At 61.5% G+C, this 14,753-nt stretch carries 13 protein-coding genes; 9 read left to right on the top strand and 4 right to left on the bottom strand.

The window, feature by feature from the left end:
• Positions 1-62: 62 nt before the first annotated feature.
• From ACP7D9_RS07975 to ACP7D9_RS07940, 8 genes are all read left to right on the top strand, one after another.
• A complete protein-coding gene (locus ACP7D9_RS07975) occupies positions 63-1,997 on the top strand; it encodes a putative nucleotidyltransferase substrate binding domain-containing protein (RefSeq protein WP_305881937.1) in 1,935 nt (644 codons plus the stop codon).
• Positions 1,994-2,701 carry a 3'-5' exonuclease gene (locus ACP7D9_RS07970; protein WP_426156579.1) on the top strand — a complete coding sequence of 236 codons (708 nt, stop codon included), beginning with the start codon at positions 1,994-1,996 and terminating at the stop codon, positions 2,699-2,701. The genes ACP7D9_RS07975 and ACP7D9_RS07970 overlap by 4 nt, the downstream gene beginning before the upstream one ends.
• 242 nt (positions 2,702-2,943) lie before the next feature.
• Positions 2,944-3,420, top strand: coding sequence for an RNA polymerase sigma factor (locus tag ACP7D9_RS07965; protein ID WP_426156725.1), 477 nt, complete (start codon positions 2,944-2,946; stop codon positions 3,418-3,420).
• Entirely contained in the window at positions 3,417-4,391 is a 975-nt protein-coding gene (locus tag ACP7D9_RS07960; RefSeq protein ID WP_426156577.1) for a FecR domain-containing protein, read from the top strand. Before ACP7D9_RS07965 ends, ACP7D9_RS07960 begins: the two co-directional genes overlap by 4 nt.
• Before the next feature lie 235 nt (positions 4,392-4,626).
• Entirely contained in the window at positions 4,627-7,050 is a 2,424-nt protein-coding gene (locus ACP7D9_RS07955) for a TonB-dependent siderophore receptor (RefSeq protein ID WP_426156575.1), read from the top strand.
• Between the two features lie 74 nt (positions 7,051-7,124).
• Positions 7,125-8,255 (top strand): PepSY-associated TM helix domain-containing protein, encoded by a 1,131-nt coding sequence (locus tag ACP7D9_RS07950; protein ID WP_426156573.1) that lies wholly within the window; start codon positions 7,125-7,127, stop codon positions 8,253-8,255.
• On the top strand, positions 8,252-8,431 hold the full coding sequence (locus tag ACP7D9_RS07945; protein ID WP_101160989.1) for a hypothetical protein: 180 nt from the start codon (positions 8,252-8,254) through the stop codon (positions 8,429-8,431). Before ACP7D9_RS07950 ends, ACP7D9_RS07945 begins: the two co-directional genes overlap by 4 nt.
• 123 nt (positions 8,432-8,554) lie before the next feature.
• Positions 8,555-9,184: a glutathione S-transferase gene (locus tag ACP7D9_RS07940; protein ID WP_101160993.1), complete on the top strand. Its 630-nt coding sequence runs from the start codon at positions 8,555-8,557 to the stop codon at positions 9,182-9,184.
• Positions 9,185-9,392: 208 nt separating this feature from the next.
• Here the strand turns inward: ACP7D9_RS07940 and creD are convergent, their stop codons facing one another.
• The 4 genes from creD to ACP7D9_RS07920 all read right to left on the bottom strand — a co-directional run bounded on the left by creD (position 9,393) and on the right by ACP7D9_RS07920 (position 13,606).
• Entirely contained in the window at positions 9,393-10,760 is a 1,368-nt protein-coding gene (gene creD, locus ACP7D9_RS07935; RefSeq protein ID WP_101160998.1) for a cell envelope integrity protein CreD, read from the bottom strand.
• A 171-nt stretch (positions 10,761-10,931) separates the two neighbouring features.
• On the bottom strand, positions 10,932-12,350 hold the full coding sequence (gene creC / locus ACP7D9_RS07930; protein WP_426156570.1) for a two-component system sensor histidine kinase CreC: 1,419 nt from the start codon (positions 12,348-12,350) through the stop codon (positions 10,932-10,934).
• The gene (gene creB / locus ACP7D9_RS07925) at positions 12,350-13,030 is read right to left on the bottom strand and encodes a two-component system response regulator CreB (protein WP_426156568.1); all 681 of its coding nucleotides are present in this window, start codon (positions 13,028-13,030) and stop codon (positions 12,350-12,352) included. Before creB ends, creC begins: the two co-directional genes overlap by 1 nt.
• A gap of 69 nt (positions 13,031-13,099) precedes the next feature.
• Positions 13,100-13,606, bottom strand: a complete 507-nt coding sequence (locus tag ACP7D9_RS07920; protein ID WP_101161008.1) for an ATP-dependent zinc protease family protein — start codon at positions 13,604-13,606, stop codon at positions 13,100-13,102.
• A 258-nt stretch (positions 13,607-13,864) separates the two neighbouring features.
• On the opposite strand from ACP7D9_RS07920, the gene ACP7D9_RS07915 reads away from it, so the two are divergent.
• Positions 13,865-14,752, top strand: a complete 888-nt coding sequence (locus ACP7D9_RS07915; RefSeq protein ID WP_426156566.1) for an acyltransferase — start codon at positions 13,865-13,867, stop codon at positions 14,750-14,752.
• Position 14,753: the final 1 nt, after the last annotated feature.

The following is a 14,753-nucleotide window of genomic DNA, read 5'->3' as shown; positions in this document are numbered from 1 at the left end:
GGGGTCGACCATGGCCGCAACGATCCGACAACAACAATTCGAAAAAGACTGCGGTAATGGTTATGAGCAAAGCGGACGCCTTCACCCAGGCAGGGAAAACCGCGGTTTTGCAGAACATTCAGGGCACCCTGCAATTTCTCCAGCGCTTCCCGCCCTTCAATCAGATGGAACATGCCCACCTCGCCTATCTGGTGGAGCAATGTCAGCTGCGTTTTTTTGCCCAGGGCGAGAGCATCATCAAACCGGCCGACGGGCCGGTGGAACATTTTCATATCGTCAAACAGGGCCGGGTGGTCGGCGAACGCCAGCACATCACCAAACCCGGCACCGAAACCACGTTCGAAATCACCACCGGCGAATGCTTTCCGCTGGCCGCCCTGCTCGGTGAGCGCGCCACCCGCACCGAACATCTGGCAGGCGAAGACACCTTCTGCCTGCAACTGAACAAACTGGCGTTCATCAAACTCTTCGCCCTTTCCAGCACCTTCCGCGACTTCGCCCTGCGCGGGGTCAGCAGCCTGCTCGATCAGGTCAACCAGCAAGTGCAGCAAAAAGCCGTGGAGACCCTCGGCACCCAATATTCGCTGAATACCCGTCTCGGTGAGCTTGCGATGCGCCATCCAGTGACCTGCAGCGCCACTACGCCGCTGCGTGAAGCGGTAAAGCTGATGCACGAGCAACAGGTCGGCAGCATCGTCGCGGTGGATGAGCACAAGGCGCCGCTGGGGATCTTCACCCTGCGCGATTTGCGCCACGTGGTCGCCGAAGGTGTCGGCGATTTCAGCGACGCCATCGAGCAGCACATGACTCGATCACCTTTTTATCTGTCGCCGGATCACAGCGCATTCGATGCAGCGATCGCGATGACCGAGCGGCACATCGCCCACGTCTGTCTGGTCAAGGATCAGCGCCTGTGCGGCGTGGTGTCCGAGCGCGATCTGTTCTCCCTGCAACGGGTCGATCTGGTGCATCTGGCCCGGACCATCCGCAGCGCGCAACGTGTCGAGCAACTGGTGACCCTGCGCGGCGAAATCGGCCAACTGGTCGAACGCATGCTCGCCCACGGCGCGTCGTCGACGCAGATCACCCACATCATCACCCTGCTCAACGATCACACGGTGTGCCGGGTCATCGAACTGACCCTCGCCGAAAAAGGCGACCCGGGCGTGCCGTTCAGTTGGCTGTGTTTTGGCAGCGAGGGCCGGCGCGAGCAGACGCTGCACACCGATCAGGACAACGGCATTTTGTTCGATGCCCGCGACGCAGCGCACGCGGCGGAGATCCGCGGCAAGCTGCTGCCGATTGCCCAGCAGATCAACCAGAGCCTGGCGCAGTGCGGCTTTACTCTGTGCAAGGGCAACATCATGGCCGGCAATCCCGAGCTGTGTCTGTCGCGGGCCGAATGGGCGCGGCGCTTTGCGGCGTTTATCCGCGAAGCCACGCCGGAGAACCTCCTGGGCTCGAGCATTTATTTCGACCTGCGCGTGGTCTGGGGCGATGAGCCAGGCTGCGAGCAATTGCGCCGGGGCATTCTCGACCAGGTCGCTGACAACCGTTTGTTCCAGCGCATGCTCGCCGAAAATGCACTGCGCAACCGCCCACCGGTGGGGCGCTTCCGTGACTTTGTGCTGGCCCGCAAGAACGGTGAGAAGGCCACGCTGGATCTGAAAATCCAGGGCCTGACGCCGTTCGTGGACGGCGCCCGTCTGCTGGCGCTGGCCAACGGCATCGAGGCCAACAACACCCTGGAGCGCTTTCGCCAGCTGGTCGATAAAGAAGTCATCGAACCACTCGACGGCGCGGCCTATGAAGAGGCGTATCACTTCATTCAGCAAACGCGCATGCAGCAGCATCAGCTGCAGACCCGGGAAAATCAGCCGTACTCCAATCGAGTCGATCCCGACAGCCTCAATCACCTCGACCGGCGCATCCTGCGTGAATCCCTGCGCCAGGCGCAGCGCCTGCAAAGCAGCCTGACGTTGCGGTATCAGCTATGAGCCTGTTTTCCTGGCTGCGCCCGGCCAGTCCTGTCGTGCCGGTGGATTTGCAGCAGCGGCTGGCGAAGCTGACGGCGCTTGCCGAGCTGAGCGATTGCAGCCTGCGCGAGCAGCGCTGGGTGGTGCTGGATCTGGAAACCACCGGTCTCAACATCAACAAGGATCGCGTGTTGTCGATCGGCGCGGTGGTGATCGAGGACGGCGCGATCGATTTCCGCCAGCAGTTCGAAAAGACCCTGCAATGTCGGGAAGTGAAGCTCAGCCCCAGCGTACTGATTCACGGCCTCGGGCCGAATGCGATCGCCGCAGGCAGCGACCCGGCCGAGGCATTGCTGGAGCTGCTGGAGTTCATCGCTGACAGCCCGGTGCTGGCGTTTCATGCGCCGTTCGATCAGCACATGCTCGGGCGGGCGCTGAAGGAGCATCTGGGGCACAAGCTGCAGCATGTGTTTCTGGATGTGGCGGAAATAGCGCCGCTGTTATGCCCGCAGGCGCAGATTCGCGAGGCCGGGCTGGATGAATGGATCGAGTGGTTTCGCCTTGAAGTGTTTGAACGGCATAACGCGAGTGCCGATGCGCTGGCAACGGCAGAGTTGGCGTTGATTCTGTTCAGCCGGGCGCGGGCGCTGCAGATTGGCAGTCCATTGCAGCTGCAGCAGCGGTTGAGTCAGTGGAAGCGGCGGCAGCAAACTCACTCTTTCTAGCACTACCCCTGCAGGAGCTGCCGCAGGCTGCGATCTTTTGATTTTATAAACAGCAAGATCAAAAGATCGCAGCCTGCGGCAGCTCCTACAGGGGCATGCGTCCATGTCACCTGATCAGTGGCCAATTGCTAACCATTCCCACCTCTGCCAGAATCGCGAACTGTTCTCGTTAGTTAACATTTCCCAATCGGTGATGTCCGGTGTCGTCAGTGCCCAACCCCCACAGTGAGCTCGTCGGTGCGATGTATCGCGACCATCGCGGTTGGCTGCTGGCGTGGTTGCGGCGCAATGTGGCATGTCCGCAGCGTGCCGAAGACCTGAGCCAGGACACGTTTGTGCGGCTGCTCAACCGCGACGAACTGCTGACGCCGCGCGAACCTCGGGCCTTTCTGGTGGCGATCGCCAAGGGCCTGTTGTTCGACTACTTCCGCCGCGCCGCGCTGGAACAGGCCTACCTCACCGAACTGATGCTGATTCCCGAGGGCGAACAACCGTCGGTGGAAGAACAGCAAATGATCCTCGATGACCTCAAAGCCATCGATCGCCTGCTCGGCAAACTGTCGACCAAGGCTCGTGCAGCCTTTCTGTATAACCGCCTCGACGGCCTCAGCCACGCCGAGATCGCTGCCAGACTCGGCGTCTCGGTGCCGCGCGTGCGCCAGTATCTGGCGCAAGGCCTGCGCCAGTGCTACATCGCCCTTTACGGTGAGCCGACATGACCGCGGCCAGTTCGCGCCCGGTACCGGCGCATGTACTCGACGCGGCGATTGCCTGGCAATTGACCCTTGATTCGGGCACCGCGCTGGAACGCGAAGAGTTCGCCAAATGGCATGCGGCCCATGAAGAACATGCTCGCGCCTGGCGCCAGTTGGGCATGCTCGATCAGCGCTTCAACGTCGCCAAGGGCCCGGCCCGCAGTGCGTTGCTGCAATCGCGCGAAGGCATTCGCCGGCGCGTGCGCAAACTCGGCGGCGGGCTGGCCAGTGTCGTGGTGATCATCGGTCTGGGGCTGTTTGTCAGTGAGCGCTATCTGCCACTCGATTACTGGCTCGCCGATCAGCGCACCGCCACCGGTGAACAGCGCACTGTGCGCCTGTCCGACGGCACCCTGCTCAACCTCAATACCCACAGTGCGGTCGACGTGCGCTTCGATGACGAGCGCCGCCTGGTCGTGCTGCAGGAAGGCGAAATCCTCGTCGAAACCGGGCATGGCGATGCGCGGCCATTTATCGTCGAAACCCGCGAAGGCAGCATGCGTGCACTGGGCACGCGTTTTCTGGTCAAGCGCGAGGACGATGGCACGCGCCTGAGCGTGTTGCAGTCGGCGGTCGCGGCCCATGCGCAGGCGAACCCGGAGGAACAGATCCTGCGCGAAGGCCAGCAAGTGCTGCTGCGCAGTGACGGGTTGGGCTCGATTGCCGCCCTCGCCCCCGGCGCCGATGCCTGGACGCGCGGCATGCTGGTGGTGGACAACGCACGGCTGGGCGATCTGGTGCACGAGCTCGGGCGCTACCGGCGCGGCCATCTCGGCGTGGCGCCGGAAGTGGCCGAGCTGCGCATTACCGGCAGCTTTCCGCTGCATGACACCGATAAAGCGCTGAGTGCATTGCTGCCGACCCTGCCCGTGCAGATCGAGCGGCATACGCCGTATTGGGTCACCGTGGCCAAGGCTGAGCCCTCCTCCCCTTGACCTGATCGTTCCCACGCTCTGCGTGGGAATGCAGCCCGGGACGCTCTGCGTCCCTGCCGAAGCGGACGCAGAGCGTCCATTGAGGCATTCCTTTGCTGCGCATGGCAACGATCAATCCCGCAGAAATGTGGCTGTTTTTCAGTTAATAGAAATAATTTTCATCTGGCCCTATCACTTTTCCAATCTCGTCCGGCACACAGGCAATTGAGAAATATTTCCATTCAGGAGCCGCCGTATGTCCCGTTCGCCAGACACCTTGTTGCGCCCCAGTCTGCTGGCTTTTGCCATCGCTTTGGGCACACCACTGATCAGCACTCCGTTGCTCGCCGCTGAGCAAGCGTCCAGCGTGCGCGCCTACCACCTGCCAGCAGCGCCGCTGTCGACCACGCTGAACCAGATCGCCAGCCAGGGCGGCCTCGCCCTTTCACTCAATCCAGCGCTGGCCGCAGGCAAGACTTCGGCGCCGGTCGACGGCCAGTACGACGCCGCCGGTGCCCTGCGCGCAGCCTTGCGCGGCACCGGTCTGCAACTGGAACAAAGCAGCGCCGGCACTTACACCCTGGTGGCCGTGCCTGAGGGCACGCTGGCCCTGCCGGAAACTTCGGTCATTGGCGTGGAAAACTTCGAAAGCGCCTGGGGCCCGGTCGAAGGCTACACCGCAACGCGCACCGCCGCCGGCACCAAGACCGACACCGCACTGGTCGAAGCACCGCGTTCGATCTCGGTGGCGACCCGCCAGCAGATGGACGACCGCAGCGTGCACAGCCTCGACGATGCCGTGCGCTACATGCCCGGCATCACCGCCAGCAGCTACGGCAGCGACACCCGTGCCGACTGGCTGCGCGTGCGCGGTTTCGAGCCGACCCAGTTCCTCGATGGCCTGCCGCTGCCCAAAGGCGTGTACGCCAACCCGAAACAGGAAACCTGGAACCTCGACCGCCTCGCCCTGCTGCGTGGCCCGGCCTCGTCGGTTTACGGCCAGACTCCGCCGGGCGGCCTGGTCGACATGGTCAGCCGCCGCCCGAGCGCCGAGGCCAGCAGCGCAATACAGCTGCAATACGGCAGCGACAACCACCGCCAGATCAACTTCGCCAGCACCGGCAAGATCGATGACGCCGGGCAGTTTCTCTATGGCCTCAGCGGCGTGGTGCGCGACAGCGGCACGCAGGTCGATCACATCGACAACAAGCGCTACAACATCGCACCGAGCCTGACCTGGAACATCGACGACGACACCCGGTTCACCCTGCTGAGCCAGTTCACCCGCGACGACACCGGCATCACCAGCCAGTTTCTGCCGATCCAGGGCACCAAGATCAAATCGCCGCTCGGTGATATCTCTCACCACAAGAATCTCGGCGATCCGGACTGGGAATACTACGACCGCACCTATTACGCGCTGGGCTATGCCTTCGAACATCGGCTCAATGACGTCTGGCAGTTCAAGCAGAATTTGCGCTACACCAAGTCGGACCTGTCGTTCCAGGCTCTGACCGTCGGCGCCTATGAATTCAACCCGGTTGATGCCGAGGGCAACGTTGGCCGAACCAGCACTTCTGTCGATGAAGACATCAGTCAGTTTGCTGTGGACAATAATCTGCAAGCCGATTTCTCGACTGGAGACGTTCGCCACACGCTGTTACTGGGGTTGGATCACCAGCGTAACAACAGCAACTTTCTTTCGATCTATGGTGATGGTCTGAAGACCAACGTCAACAACCCGATCTATGGGCAACCTATCGTCCGGCCGGATCGTTCGGCGGCCTATCTGGATTACAACCAGAAGATCAACCAGACCGGCCTCTACGTGCAGGATCAGATGGCTCTCGACCAGTGGCGCCTGACGCTCGGTGGTCGCGAAGACTGGGTTCACACCGCTACCCGCTTCAACAAAACCGATGCGACGAACACCGATCGCGAGAAACATTTCAGCGGCAACGCAGCGATCAGCTATGTGTTCGACTCGGGCTTCGTGCCCTACCTGTCTTACGCTGAATCCTTCCAGACCACTGCAGGCGCAGACGCCAGCGCTACCGGGTCGCTCAAGCCGACCGAAGGCAAACAGTGGGAACTGGGCGTTAAATTCCAGCCGCCGGGCAGTAAAACCCTGTTGACCGCAGCGGTCTACGACCTGACCCAGAAAAACGTTGCCGTGACGACTACCGTTGGCAACACGCCGATCACCAGCCAGACTGGCGAAGTGAAAGTCAAGGGTCTGGAGCTGGAAGCCACGTCCGACCTCACTGAAAACCTGAAAGTGATCGCTGCTTACACGCTGGCGAAATCCGAAGTGCAAAAAGGCGACTTCAAAGGCAACCGCCTTCAACTGATGCCCAATCAGCAAGCATCGTTGTGGACCGACTACACCTGGCATAGCGGCGTACTCGACGGCTTCGGCATCGGATTCGGTGCCCGTTACACTGGCAACACCTACGGCGATCAAGCCAACACCTGGCTGGGCAAAGCCGATGCCTACACCGTGTTCGACGCTTCGGCACATTACGATCTCGGTCGTCTGGACGAAACCCTCAAAGGTGCGTCGCTGGCGCTCAACGCGACCAACCTGTTTGACAAGGACTACCTTTCCACCTGCGACAGCTACAACTGCTACTACGGCGACCAGCGCAGTGTCGTCGCCAGCGCCACTTACAAGTGGTAAGCCAGTGAGCTGAAACAGGCCCTGTTCCCAGGCCGCCCGCAGCGGGCGGCTTTGGTGTTTTTGAAGGTCATGCAATGAAAAGTAAAACCATCCGCCGCTGGTCGTTCATCCACACCTGGACCAGCCTGATCTGCACAGTCTTTCTGCTGATGCTGGCGCTGACCGGTCTGCCGCTGATTTTCAGCCACGAGATCGATCATTTGCTCGGCAACGCCCCCGAGCTGCGCGAGATGCCGGCCGACACGCCGCAACTCAACCTGCAGCAACTGGTCGACGCTGCGCAGCAGCATCGCCCGGGCGAAGTCATGCAGTACTTCGGTTATGACGACGAAGAGCCGAACGCGGCGTTCGCGATCATGGCCAAAACCGCCGACACCGAGCCGAACTCTTCGCACACCTTCATGCTCGATGCGCGCACGGGTGAAGCGCTGGAAACCCCTTCGGCCAACGGCGGCCTGATGCTGTTCATCCTGCGCCTGCATGTGGACATGTTCGCCGGGCTGCCGGGCAAGTTGCTGCTGGCGTTCATGGGGCTGCTGTTTGTCGTGGCGATCGTCTCCGGCACGGTGTTGTACCTGCCGTTCATGCGCCGCTTGAAATTCGGCACCGTGCGCCAGGACAAGTCGACAAGACTGCGCTGGCTCGATCTGCACAATTTGATTGGCGTCGTCACCCTGACCTGGTGCCTGGTGGTGGGCGTGACGGGAGTGATCAGCGCCTGCGCCGACCTGCTCATCGCCGCGTGGCGCAACGACGCGCTGACCACCCTGATCGCGCCGTATCGCGATGCGCCGCCGCTGACCCAACTGGCCCCGGCCACGCGCTTGCTCGACATCGCCGAGGAAGTAGCCCCGGGGATGAAGCCGGACTTCATTGCCTTCCCCGGCACCCGTTTTTCCAGCGAGCACCATTACTCGGTGTTCATGAAGGGTGGCACGCATCTGACCTCGCATCTGCTGACGCCGGTACTGATCGATGCAACGACCTTGCAAGTGACAGCTGTGGCGGAACGGCCGTGGTACATGGACGCCATGGGCATGTCGCAGCCGCTGCATTTTGGTGACTACGGCGGCATGCCGATGAAGATTCTCTGGGCGACGCTGGACGTGCTGACGATCATCGTGCTGGCCAGTGGTGTGTATTTGTGGGTGGTGCGGCGCAAGGCGGCCAAGCCTGTATTGGAAACGGCGGAGGCCTCGGCATGAAGCCACGTCAGTCGAGTTTCTGGAAAGTCTTCAGCACACCGATCGTGATCGCCCTGCTCAGTGCGGCGGGGCTGTTTGCCGCATTGCTGGGGGATGGAATCTGGGATGCGTTGAGCTGGGTCGGGCTTGGCGTGCCGGCATTTCTGGCGATAACAGGATTAATGCGGCGAAGCTGAGATCCTTGTAGGAGCTGCGGAACGCTGCGATCTTTTGCTGTTGACAGCAAAATCAAAAGATCGCAGCGTTCCGCAGCTCCTACGGCTAATCTCCTGCTCTTCGCCGACCACCGAGGTTCACCCATGTCCGCCCCCAGCATGACCCTGTACCACAACACCCTGTCGCCCTTCGTCCGCAAGGTCATGGTGCTGCTTCACGAGACCGGTCAGCAGGATCGCGTCGCGCTGCAAGACTGCGTGCTCAGCCCGGTCAGCCCGAACCCGGCGCTGATCGCCGACAACCCGTTGAGCAAGATCCCTGCCCTGCGCCTGGCCGACGGCAATGTCATCCATGACAGCCGCGTCATCCTTGAGTACCTCGATCAGCAGCACGTCGGCAATCCGCTGATCCCCCGCGAAGGCGCGGCGCGCTGGCGGCGCCTGACGCTGGCGTCGATGGCCGACGGAATCATGGATGCTTCAGTGATGGTGCGTTATGAAACCGTGCTGCGCCCGGCGGAAAAACATTGGGACGAATGGCTCGATGCCCAGCGCGACAAGATCCGCCGCGCCCTCGCGGTGCTTGAGAGCGAGGCGATTGCCGAGCTGACCAGCCATTTCGATGTCGCGGCGATCAGCGTGGCGTGCGCGTTGGGTTATCTGGACCTGCGCTTCCCGGACATGGACTGGCGGGATGCCAACCCGCAACTGGCCAACTGGTTCGTTGAGGTGAGTCAGCGACCGTCCATGATCGCCACGATGCCCAAGCCTTAAGCCGGCGGCGCCTGTTCCGGCCTTTTCGCGAGCAAGCCCGCTCCCACAGTTGATTTGTGTTGTTCATGCCATGGTTGCAGCAACAAAAATCCAATGTGGGAGCGGGCTTGCTCGCGAATGCACCACCTCGGTTCCGATGGCAGCGCTGCAAAAATCAGCGTCACCAAAACCTCCAGCTCCCGCCGATCTTCACGCAATCCCACCCGGCTCATTGCATCACCTCCACATCAAACTCCAACGGCTTGGCCGATTTCTGCCCGATCCCGTACCAGTCCAGTTTGCGCGTCAGCACCATGAACACCCCGAGCAGACCGAACAGCATCAGCGAGCCCATCAGCAGCGCGTAATCCTCAGCGCTCAGCAATCCATAAAGCAGGCCATACAACGCCGCCAGCCCGGCCGAAAAACTCAGGCCATGCCGCGCGCTGCGCAGGACGTGGCTGACATAAAACCCGATCAACAACACACAGCCACTCGCCGATAGCAGATACGCCAGAGCAAAACCGATGTGTTCCGACAGCGACAACAGCAGCAGGTAAAAGAACGCCAGCGCGACACCGACCAAGGCATATTGCACCGGGTGCACCGCCAGGCTCTTGAGCACTTCGAAGAGGAAGAAACCGGCGAACGTGAGAACGATGAACAGCAGCGCGTATTTGATCGCCCGGTCGCTCTTGAGGTACTGATCCACCGGGTCGATGAAGCTCACACCAAAGCTGCGCCCGTTGAGTGCGTCACAATCGCCGGCGACACAGCGCTCCATTGCCTCTTGCAGGTTGGTTGAGAAAAACGAGGTCTGCCAATCGGCGCTGAAGCCCTGATTGTTGATCTCGCGTTTGGCCGGCAGGAAGTTGCCGACGAAGCTGGGGTGCGGCCAGTTGGCGGCGAGGCTGACGCTGCTGGTCTTGCCCACCGGCACCACGCGCAGCGAACCGGTGCCTTGCAGGCGCAGGTCGAAGCCGAAGGTCAGCTGCGTGGCTTTGCTGGCGTCGAGTGCCGGTAGCGTCACGTGTACGCCCTCACCAATCCACGCCACTTCGCTGCCGGGTACGAAGTCCAGTTGCTGGCCGCCGAGCTCGAGTTTCAGCGCGTTTTCGATACCGCGAATATCGCTGATACCCACGGCGAGGAACGGTGCGTCGAACTGGTAATCGGCAAAGTTTTCCTTGATGCCCAACTGCGCCGGCAGGGAAAAATGCCCGTCGATGCGGTTGTCGGCGTGAAACAGTCGCGCCTCGTAAATGCCGCGTTTGCGCAGCTCGGTCTGGACTTGGCCGTCGAGTTCGAAATGCTCGGGGAGAAAGTACAAGCGCCCGCGGGCTTCGCTGATGTCCTCGTAGCGTTTGTTGGTTTTTTCGTTGGTTTTCCAGGTTCGCACGACCTTGCGATACGGCACCACCATGACCGGCCCGGTCAGTTGCTGGCTGTAACTGGAGCTGCGCGCGATGTCTTCGAGCACGCCGTCGCGCAATTGCTGACGCTCATCGATGATGCCGTCGATCAGCAGCAGCGGGATCAGCAACAGCAGGATCAGCAAGGCGATGGCGCCGAGCTTGATGGTCAGATTCTTGTTCATGGGACTCTCCCTGTTTGGATGCGGGGAGTCTGGTGATGCGGTGTGGAGGGAATGTGCGGGGAATATGGAGATTGTGTGGAAAGATCAAAAGATCGCAGCCTTCGGCAGCTCCTACAGTTGTACCGTATTCCAAATGTAGGAGCTGCCGAAGGCTGCGATCTTTTGGCTATCTCAAGGCAGGCGCAATACCACCTCGACCCCGCCCTCGACATTGCCAATGCGCATCCCGCCACCATGCAACTTGACCACTTCTTCGACAAAATTGAGCCCCAACCCGGTGCTCTTGCGTCCGCTGTCCGGGCGCGGCAGTGAGTAGAAACGCTCGGTCAGGCGCGGCAAGGCGTAATCGGGGATCGGCGTGGTCTGGTTGAACAGGCGGAACTCGATCTGCTCGCCAACCCGCTCGGCACTCAAGCGCAACAACCCTTGCGCCGGGGTGAAATCCAGTGCGTTTTCCAGCAGATTGCCCAGCGCCTGACGCAGCAGAAACGGCTCACCAAGCAACAGCAGATCCTCACCGATCGCTTGCTCGACACGCAGTCGCTTGGCCTCGATCCGTGCTGCCTGCGCCTTGAGCAGTTCTGCGACCAACAGCGCCAGCGGCACTGCCACCCGTTCTTCCAGGCCTTGGCGTTGCTCGACCTGCGCCAGATTGAGCAGGCGCTCGATCAACTGCTGCATCCGTGCGCTTTCGCTGTCGATATTGCTGACAAAGCGCAAACGCTGCACGGCCGGCATTTCACTTTGCAGTAACTCCGCCGCACCACGAATCGCCGCCAGCGGACTCTTCAATTCATGGGTCAAGGTGTGCACATAGCGCTCGACGTAGGCCTTGCCTTCGAGCTGCGTGCGCATCTGCTCGACCGCCGTCGCCAGTTGCTCCAGTTCGCCGCCACGATAATGCGGCACTTCCACGCGTCGGCCTTCGCTGACCGCTTGGGCATAGCCGGTCAAGCGGTGCAGCGCACGACTCAGCCACCACGACAACAACGCGCCGAACAACAGACCGAGGCCGATCAGCCCGGCGCCGTAAAACAGTAAACGCCGCTCGGTGCGATCGACATAGGGTTGCAGCGAGCTATTGGGCTTGGCCACGGTGACCGCGCCGATGATCTTGCCGTTGTCACGAATCGGCGCGCCGACGTGCATCACCGAGGAGTTCGGATCGTCAGGATCGCTGCGGCTGGAGCGCGCGCCATACTCGCCGCGCAGGGTCAGGTAGACATCGTTCCAGCGCGAATAATCCTGGCCGACCGCCACGCCGCTGGAGTCGAGCACAACAATGCCCTTGGCGTCGGTGACGTAGATGCGATGGTTGACCTGGTTCTTCGGCAAGCCCCAGATCGTCGCTTGCGGCTGGCGCTCGCCATAGGCACGGAGCAACTGCGGCCAGCGGTTCTCGCTGAGGGTGCCGGCCTTGAAATCGTCGCGCAGGATTTCTGCCATCAGGTTGGCGGTATCCACCAGCGTCTCTTCGGTGGACTGACGCACGCCAGGGCGAATTTCTTCCATCACCGTGTTGAGGACGAAATAACCGGTCAGGCCGACAAACAGCACATACACCAGAAAGATCCGCAGACCCAACGACATCAGCTGTGCCCCGGGCTGTAACTGTAACCCAGGCCGCGATGGGTCTGGATCGGCTCGGCTTCGGCGCGCACCAGGCGCAACTTGGCGCGCACGCTCTTGATGTGACTGTCGATGCTGCGCTCGTAGCCGGCATCGGCGGCTACGCCGAGGGCATCAAGCAGTTGCTCGCGACTGAATACCCGCTCGGGTTGCTCAAGCAGGCATTGCAACAGACGAAATTCATGGCGGGTCAGGCTCAGCGGCTGGCCGCGATAGCCGATCTGCACGCGTTCAGCATCGATGCGAAACAGTGTTGAGCCTGTTTCCAGGGTTGCGCGCGGCGCCATGCGCTTGAGGATGGCTTTGACCCGCGCCGCCACTTCACGCGGGCTGAACGGCTTGACCACGTAATCGTCGGCACCGATCTCCAGGCCCACCACGCGGTCGATCTCGGCGTCGCGGGCGCTGAGAAACAGCACTGGCACTTCAGTGAAGCGCCGCAGCTGCTTGCAGGTTTCGAAGCCACTGATGTCGGGCAGGCCGATATCGAGAATGATCAGGTCGGCCGGGGTTTGCCGCTGATGCTCCAGCGCCGCCGCGCCGAGGTTCAGCCACGTGGTGCTGAACCCCTCGCCCTGCAAGGCAAAAATCAGTGTATCGGCAATCGCCGCTTCGTCTTCGACAATCAGGATATGCGGCATGGCGTCCGAGCCCGTGGCAGTTAGTGCGCGAACGGTGCCCCAAGCCCGGGGTTACGTCAATCAGACCACTTAACAGTCAGGCTTGTCGGCGGTGTAACGCCGCGCCGGATTGACCGCCGCGCCGAACTCGCGCAAAGCCTTGGCACCGATCAGCAGCGGGTAGTTGAAGTGGCTGCGGTCGGTCAGATTGACCTCGACGGTGCGCTTGACGTTGCCCAGGCACAATTCCAGATCCACCACCGGGCGCTTGGCGACCTCGCTGGTGTCGCGCTCTTCGTCATCTTCATCGGAGCGGCTCTTGATCTTGCTGATGCGCGCGACCTTATGTTCGAAGACCTTGTTGCTGGCATTTTTGGTGGCGAGGCGGAAACGCACCCAGTCTTCGCCATCGCGGGTGAAGGTTTCGATGTCCTTGGCCGACAGCGAGGCGGTCAGCGCGCCGGTGTCCATCTTGGCCTTGAGCACTTCGCCACCGATTTCCGGCAGCGCGATGTATTCGTAGCGACCGTACAGCGTCGGCTCGGCGGCCATGACCGGCAGCGCGACAAGGGCAAACAGAGCAAGGAGGGATTTCACGTAAGGGGCTTCCTTGGGAGGTTGGGCAACGGGATTTTAGACCGCCGCGCGGTTGATCGTTCCCACGCTCTGCGTGGGAATGCATCCTGTGACGCTCTGCGTCACAGGGGGCGCGGAGCGTCCTGGGCGGCGTTACCACGCAGAGCGTGGGAACGATCAGGTTAACGGGACTGAAGTGAAACATTCGTCAGCGCCGATTTGGCCTGCCGCGCGAAGCTGCTTATCATGGCCCGCCCCCGACATTTAATAGAGTTGCTTATGCGCCGCCTGCTCACCGGCTGTTTCGTCACCCTGCTGCTGTTGCTCAACACCCTGATCCTGATCGGGCCACTGATGGTGTTCGCCCTGCTCAAACTGGTCGTACCCGGGCGCTGGCGTGACTGTGCATCCGGGGCGGTGATGTGGATTGCCGAGACCTGGGCCGAAATCGACAAGCTGATCTTTCAGCTGTGTATCCCGACGCAGTGGGACATACGCGGCGGCGACGATCTGCGCCGCGACACGTCCTATCTGGTGGTCAGCAACCATCAGTCGTGGGTCGACATTCCGGCGCTGATCCAGACCCTCAACCGGCGCACGCCGTTCTTCAAATTCTTTCTGAAAAAAGAGCTGATCTGGGTGCCGTTCCTGGGCCTGGCGTGGTGGGCGCTGGATTACCCGTTCATGAAGCGCTACACCAAAGCCTTTCTGGCGAAGAACCCGGAACTGGCGGGCAAGGATCTGGAGATCACCAAAGCGGCGTGCGAGCTGTTCAAGCGCCAGCCCGTGACAGTGGTCAATTATCTGGAGGGCACCCGCTACACCCTGGCGAAAAGCACGCAGCAGGCATCGCCGTTCAACCACCTGCTCAAACCCAAGGCCGGTGGCGTGGCGTTTGTGCTGGCGGCAATGGGCGAACAGCTCGACGCGATGCTCGATGTGACGGTGGTGTATCCGCAGGAGAAAATTCCGGGCTTCTGGGACCTGATCAGCGGCAACGTGCCACGCGTGATCATCGACATCCGCACCCGCGAACTCGACCCCTCGCTGTGGCAGGGCGATTACGAGAAGGATCCGGCGTTTCGTCTGCGCGTCCAGAACTGGGTCAACCAGCTCTGGACCGAGAAGGATCAGCGCATCGTCGCGTTGCGCAACGAGCGCCGCTGAC

Source organism: Pseudomonas sp. TSRC2-2 (assembly GCF_049897785.1).
In the GTDB taxonomy this organism is placed as follows: Bacteria; Pseudomonadota; Gammaproteobacteria; order Pseudomonadales; family Pseudomonadaceae; genus Aquipseudomonas.
This window is presented reverse-complemented; position numbering and strand designations above follow the sequence as displayed.

What these genes read in the sequence shown, in the direction of transcription:
- ACP7D9_RS07970 (WP_426156579.1), top strand. Translation starts at nt 1,994, where the DNA reads ATGAGCCTGTTTTCCTGGCTGCGCCCGGCCAGTCCTGTCGTGCCGGTG.
- ACP7D9_RS07975 (WP_305881937.1), top strand. Translation starts at nt 63, where the DNA reads ATGAGCAAAGCGGACGCCTTCACCCAGGCAGGGAAAACCGCGGTTTTG.
- ACP7D9_RS07945 (WP_101160989.1), top strand. Translation starts at nt 8,252, where the DNA reads ATGAAGCCACGTCAGTCGAGTTTCTGGAAAGTCTTCAGCACACCGATC.
- ACP7D9_RS07960 (WP_426156577.1), top strand. Translation starts at nt 3,417, where the DNA reads ATGACCGCGGCCAGTTCGCGCCCGGTACCGGCGCATGTACTCGACGCG.
- ACP7D9_RS07915 (WP_426156566.1), top strand. Translation starts at nt 13,865, where the DNA reads ATGCGCCGCCTGCTCACCGGCTGTTTCGTCACCCTGCTGCTGTTGCTC.
- ACP7D9_RS07950 (WP_426156573.1), top strand. Translation starts at nt 7,125, where the DNA reads ATGAAAAGTAAAACCATCCGCCGCTGGTCGTTCATCCACACCTGGACC.
- ACP7D9_RS07955 (WP_426156575.1), top strand. Translation starts at nt 4,627, where the DNA reads ATGTCCCGTTCGCCAGACACCTTGTTGCGCCCCAGTCTGCTGGCTTTT.
- creD (WP_101160998.1), bottom strand. Translation starts at nt 10,760, where the DNA reads ATGAACAAGAATCTGACCATCAAGCTCGGCGCCATCGCCTTGCTGATC.
- creC (WP_426156570.1), bottom strand. Translation starts at nt 12,350, where the DNA reads ATGTCGTTGGGTCTGCGGATCTTTCTGGTGTATGTGCTGTTTGTCGGC.
- ACP7D9_RS07940 (WP_101160993.1), top strand. Translation starts at nt 8,555, where the DNA reads ATGTCCGCCCCCAGCATGACCCTGTACCACAACACCCTGTCGCCCTTC.
- creB (WP_426156568.1), bottom strand. Translation starts at nt 13,030, where the DNA reads ATGCCGCATATCCTGATTGTCGAAGACGAAGCGGCGATTGCCGATACA.
- ACP7D9_RS07965 (WP_426156725.1), top strand. Translation starts at nt 2,944, where the DNA reads ATGTATCGCGACCATCGCGGTTGGCTGCTGGCGTGGTTGCGGCGCAAT.